This is a genomic window from Zoogloea sp. (genome assembly GCF_041904905.1).
Classification (GTDB): domain Bacteria; phylum Pseudomonadota; class Gammaproteobacteria; order Burkholderiales; family Rhodocyclaceae; genus Zoogloea.
Genome location: NZ_JAYRMI010000107.1, coordinates 1 through 5,319 on the forward strand (window position 1 = coordinate 1; position 5,319 = coordinate 5,319).

A 5,319-nucleotide genomic window follows, 5' to 3' on the forward strand; every position below is an offset into this window, starting at 1 on the left:
GGGGGTTGGGGGGGGGGGGTTGGGGGGGGGGGGGGGGGCGGGCCGGGGGGGGGGGGGGGGGGGGGGGGGGGGGGGCACGGGCGGCTGCCGGGCGCCGTCGTTGCGCCGCTCGTCCGGGCGGGGGTTGAAGTTGCGGCCGGGGTCCTGGTGGAACTGGGGCGGTTGCTGGGGGGGCTGTTGGGGCAGGGGCGGCGGGGCGATCTGGGGCCGGTCGCCCCGGTTGAAATCCCGGTGGGGCTGGCCGTCGCCGTGCCAGTGCTCGTCGCGCCGGTCGTCGCGGGGCGGCATCCCCGGCTGCTGCCAGCGGGGCGGGTAGGGCGCCTGCCAGCCGTCGCGGGGGTGGGGCGGGGGCACGAAGCGCGGCGGGGGCGGGGGGCGCTGGCGCCAGCGGTATTCGTCGAACCACGGCTGGTGGCGGTAGTGGCGGCCCCAGTAGTCGCCGATGAAGAAGCTGACGAGGGGGATGCCCAGGGACGGCCCGTAGTCGGGCACCGGCAGGGCGTTGCCCATCCACCCGTAGGCCGCCAGGCTCGGCCCGTAGGCCCAGCCGCGCAGGCCGTCCTGCAGCGTCACGTCGCACCACAGGTAATCCGCCAGGCAGCCGACGACGCTCACCTCGACGCCGGGATAGACGGTGGCGACCACGGGGTAATCCGGCGCCGGGCCGGCGAAGAGCTGGGCGGGCTGGGTGACGACCGCGTTCTGGGCGGCGGCGGCCAGGGGCAGGAGGAGGGCGGCGCTGCCCGCCAGGGTGGCGAGGGGGCGGCGCAGGGCGGAGAGCGTGGGCATGGTGGTTCCCGTGGGCGATTGGGCCGCCGCGAGGGCGGCCGGCAGTGGCATCTTAGTGGGCCGGCGGGGCGCCGTCGCAGCCCTTCTGTAAGCGCAGGTTTCACGGCTGCCGAGGGCGTGTCGTCCCCCTGTCTGCCGGTCAAGTCGCCGGGGGCCGGGCCGTTGAAGCGGGCAAGTCACCACCTTCCGGGGAGCCCGCCATGAAAATCGCCGCCGCCGATCTGAGCCTTTCCGCCGCCCACCTCAGCACCCGCCGGGTGGAGGTGGCGGAGCGCCTGCGGGCCTGGGTGGGCGCCCGGCCGACGGACGATGCCGCGCGCCCGACGGCCCGGAGCGTGGTGGTTTCCAGCGCGGCCCGCCAGGCGCTGGATCTGGACAAGAGCGCGGCCACGGACGTCGCAGCAAAGATCGACGGCGAGGACGCCGACATCGACCCGCGGCTGGCGCTCATCAAGTCCATCGTCGAGATGATGACCGGGCGGCGCATCGAGGTGCTCTCCAGCGCCGACATGGCGTCCGGCCATATCGCCGACCCACCGGATGCTCCTCCCCCGCCCGACTTCGGCATCGAGTACGACCGCAGCGAGACCCGCGAGACCGTGGAGGCGACCCATTTCGAGGCGAGCGGCACGATCCGCACCGCCGACGGTAAGGACATCCACTTTAGCGTCGGGCTGGCGATGCGCCGCAGCGAGACGGAGACGAGCAGCCTGAGCCTGCGCGCCGGCAACGCGGCGGTGAGCAAGGACCCGCTGACGATCAATTTCGACGGCAACGCGGCCAGCCTCACCAGTCAGCGCTTCCGCTTCGACCTGATGGGCGACGGGCAGGCGGTGGACATGCCGCGCCTTGCCAGCGGCAGCGGCTTTCTGGTGCTGGACGCGGTGGGCTCGGGCAAGGTGGAATCCGGCCGCCAGCTGTTCGGCCCGGCGAGCGGCGACGGCTTTGCCGATCTGGCTAGGTACGACAGCGACGGCAACGGCTGGATCGACGAGGCCGACCCGGTGTTCGGCCGGCTGGGGGTGTGGACGCCTGATGCAAAAGGCGGTGGCGATGTGGCCAGCCTCGGGGAGCGCGGCGTCGGGGCGGTTTACCTCGGCAGCAGCGCGACCCCCTTCACCCTCAAGGACGGCAGCGCCGATCTGGGCGCGGTGCGCAGCTCGGGCGTCTGGGTGGGCGAGGACGGCACCGTGGGCACCGTCCAGCAGGTGGATGTGAACGTGTAGCGCAGGTGGCTCAGGCCCCGCGCGTGGTCTTGGCGATGAAGCCCGCGGGCACCGCCGCCGCCTTGCGCTGCTGGTAGTCGAAGAAGATGATGCCCGACTTGCCCCGCGCCACTTCGCGGCCGCTGGCCTTGTCGGTGGCGCGCCACACCAGGTCGCAGCCGTATTTGTTGAAGTCGTCCGGGGTCATCTCGAACACCAGCACCTCGCCGTGGAAGGCCTCCGACTTGTACTGCACCGCGGCGTCCGCCACCACGATGCCGACGCCGTCCACGTCCAGCTCGGTGTAGCCCAGCGACTTGAAGAAACGCACCCGCGCCTCGGACACCAGCGACAGCAGGGCGGCGTTGTCCAAGTGGTGGCCGTAGTTGATGAGGCCGATGTGGATCGGCACTTCGGTGGAAAACGCAAAGCGGTCGGGCAGTTCGATCTTGATGCGGGCCATGGAGCGATCTCGGCGGAAGTCGGAAAGCGCCGATTATGGCACCGCGGCCGGCGATTGCCGCCGGCGGTGGGGGCGGGCAGAATGACCCGCCTGTCCTGCCCGGAGCCCATCGTGGAACGCTTCACCATCTCGCTAGACGAAGACCTGGCCCGCGCCTTCGACGCGCTGATCGCCGCGCGGGGCTACTCCAACCGCTCGGAGGCGGTGCGCGACATCCTGCGCGCCCAGCTCGAACAGAACCGCCTGGCCCGGGAAGAGGCGCCCCACTGCATCGCCAACCTGTCGTACGTGTACAACCACCACGAGCGCGAGCTGGCCGAGCGCGTCACCCACGACCAGCACGAGCACCACGACCTCTGCGTGGCCACCCTGCACGCCCACCTGGATCACGATAACTGCATGGAAAGCGTGATCCTGCGCGGGCCCACCGCCCAGGTGCGGGCCTTTGCCGAAGGGCTGATCGCCAGGCCGGGGGTGCGTCACGGGGCGCTCAATCTTGTCACCGCCGACTTCCGTAACCAGCCCCACAGCCACGGCGACGGCGAGCATAGCCACGCTCACCCCCATCCCCACGGCCACTACCGGCCGCGCTCGTAAGCGATGGCCAAGCCCGAGCGCCCGTTGCCCGATTCCACCTCCCTGCTGGCCGCCGCGCCGGAGGGGGTGGGCGAGGGCGCCTGGATCGACGTGATCCAGAAGATGGACGAGGTGTATTCCGATCTCCTCCAGTACGAAGTCGCCCTCGAAGAGAAGAACGCCAAGCTGGAGGAGAGCCAGGGTTTCATCCTGTCGGTGCTCACCTCGATCTCGGACATCCTGGTGGTGTGCGACCGCAGCGGGCGGATCGAGGATGTGAACCGCTCGCTGGAAGTCTTCACCGGGCGCTCGGTGGAGGACCTGCGCGGCACCCTGTTCTTCGACCTGCTGGCCGACCCGGCGGCGGTGGCGGTGGCCCGGGGCCTGTTCGCCCTGCGCGGCGACGCCCCGGTGCACGACTGCGAGCTGGCCCTGCGGGCGGCCGATGGCAGCGCGGTGCCGGTGTCCCTCAACTGCACGCCGCGCTATTCGTCGGTGGGCAAGTCGCTGGGCGTGGTGGTCACCGGGCGGCCGGTGGGCGAGCTGCGCAAGGCGTATTCGGCCCTGCGCCAGGCTCACGACGACCTCAAGCGCACCCAGCAGCAGCTCCTCCACTCCGAGAAGATGGCCTCCCTGGGGCGGCTGGTGGCGGGCGTCGCCCACGAGCTGAACAACCCCATCAGCTTCATCCTCGGCAACACCCACGCCCTGCGCCGCTACGCCTCCCGGCTGGGGGAATACCTGGGCGCGGTCCACGCCGGTGGCGTGCCCGACGAGCTTCAGGCCCTGCGCGAGCGCCTGCGCATCGACCGCATCCTGGGCGACCTCGACCCCCTGATCGAGGGCACCATCGAAGGCGCCGAGCGCACCCGCGACATCGTCGACGGCCTCAAGCGCTTCTCGGCGCTCGATCGCGACGAGAGCAGCCTGTTCGAGCTGGGCGCCGTGGTGGAGCGCTCGGTGACCTGGGTGTGCAAGGCCGCGCCGGAGCGCTTCGAGGTGACGGTGGACATCCCCGACAGCCTGCCGGTGGTGGGCGCCTCCGGCCCCATGCAGCAGGTGGTGATGAACCTCGTCCAGAACGCCGCCGATGCCACCGCCGGCCAGCCGGAGGCCCGGCTGCGGATCGTCGGCCGCGTCGAGGGCGACTCGGCCGTGCTGCGCTTCCACGACAACGGGCCGGGGATCGAGCCGCGGCATCTGCCCCACATCTTCGACCCCTTCTTCACCACCAAGCCGGTGGGGCGGGGTACCGGGCTGGGGCTGTCCATCAGCTACGGCATCGTCGAGCGTCACGGGGGGCTGCTCCAGGCCGGCAATCACCCCGCTGGCGGTGGGGAGTTCGTGCTGAGGCTGCCGCTGGCTGGAAACGCGGCTGCCTGATCGGTGCGGTCGCCGGTAAGCGGCTGACCGGCCGGTGGCCGGCGCGGGGCGGGTTTGCACCGGCGCGGCGGATTGGCACGGATGTTGTATGCAGTAAAATCGTTTCCTCATACGCACCCCCGGATCGCCGCCATGACCGCCCTGCCTGCCGACGGCCTCTCCCTCGTCCTGCTGGTCTTCGTTTTCGGTGTGAAGCACGGCTTCGATGCCGACCACCTCGCCACCATCGACGGCCTCACGCGCTTCAACGCCCGCGCCAACCCGCGCTGGGCGCGCTTCTGCGGCACCCTGTTCTCCCTCGGCCACGGCGCGGTGGTGATCGCCATCGCCCTGGCGGTGAGCCTGCTCTCCCGCCACTGGACGACGCCGGAGTGGCTCGAAGTCTCCGGCGCGTGGATCTCCATCGGTTTTCTCACCCTGCTCGGCGTGCTCAATCTGCGTGCCGTGTTCGCCGCCGATGCGCACGAAATGGTGCGCCCGGTGGGGCTCCGCGGCCGCTGGCTGGGGCGCCTCGGCCGCGTCGCCCATCCGGCCGGCGTGGCCCTGGTGGGGGCGCTGTTCGCGCTGTCCTTCGACACGGTGAGTCAGGCCGCGCTGTTCGCGGTGGCCGGCGTGCAGGCCGGCGGGGCGCTCCACGCCCTGGGGCTCGGGGTGGCCTTCATGCTGGGCATGCTGCTGGCCGACGGTGCCAACGGCTGCTGGATCGCGAAACTGCTCGCCCGGGCCGACGGCACGGCGCGGATCGCCTCCCGGGTGATGGCGCTCACCGTGGGCGGCATGAGCCTGCTGGTGGCCGCCTGGGGCGCGGCGCGGATGGCCTTGCCGGGCGTCGAGGCGTGGGGCGAGGGCAAGGAGCTGGCCCTGGGGCTTGGCGTGATCGGGGTGATCTTCCTGAGCTTCCTG

At 71.6% G+C, this 5,319-nt stretch carries 6 protein-coding genes; 4 read left to right on the forward strand and 2 right to left on the reverse strand.

Annotation, left to right across the window (positions count from 1 at the left end):
- Positions 1 to 789: SH3 domain-containing protein (locus ACE3N6_RS18485; protein WP_374247294.1), on the reverse strand; the 789-nt coding region annotated here is incomplete at its 3' end.
- Between the two features lie 200 nt (positions 790 to 989).
- Here ACE3N6_RS18485 and ACE3N6_RS18490 point away from each other — a divergent pair.
- Positions 990 to 2,015: a hypothetical protein gene (locus ACE3N6_RS18490; RefSeq protein ID WP_374247295.1), complete on the forward strand. Its 1,026-nt coding sequence runs from the start codon at positions 990 to 992 to the stop codon at positions 2,013 to 2,015.
- Positions 2,016 to 2,025: 10 nt separating this feature from the next.
- Here ACE3N6_RS18490 and ACE3N6_RS18495 read toward each other — a convergent pair whose 3' ends face one another.
- Positions 2,026 to 2,457, reverse strand: coding sequence for an acyl-CoA thioesterase (locus tag ACE3N6_RS18495; protein WP_374247296.1), 432 nt, complete (start codon positions 2,455 to 2,457; stop codon positions 2,026 to 2,028).
- Between the two features lie 81 nt (positions 2,458 to 2,538).
- On the opposite strand from ACE3N6_RS18495, the gene nikR reads away from it, so the two are divergent.
- The 3 genes from nikR to ACE3N6_RS18510 all read left to right on the forward strand — a co-directional run.
- Positions 2,539 to 3,054 (forward strand): nickel-responsive transcriptional regulator NikR, encoded by a 516-nt coding sequence (gene nikR / locus ACE3N6_RS18500; protein WP_284188293.1) that lies wholly within the window; start codon positions 2,539 to 2,541, stop codon positions 3,052 to 3,054.
- A 24-nt stretch (positions 3,055 to 3,078) separates the two neighbouring features.
- The gene (locus tag ACE3N6_RS18505) at positions 3,079 to 4,416 is read left to right on the forward strand and encodes a sensor histidine kinase (RefSeq protein ID WP_374247297.1); all 1,338 of its coding nucleotides are present in this window, start codon (positions 3,079 to 3,081) and stop codon (positions 4,414 to 4,416) included.
- 132 nt (positions 4,417 to 4,548) lie between these two features.
- A partial coding sequence (locus ACE3N6_RS18510; protein WP_374247298.1) for a nickel transporter occupies positions 4,549 to 5,319 on the forward strand: 771 nt, incomplete at its 3' end.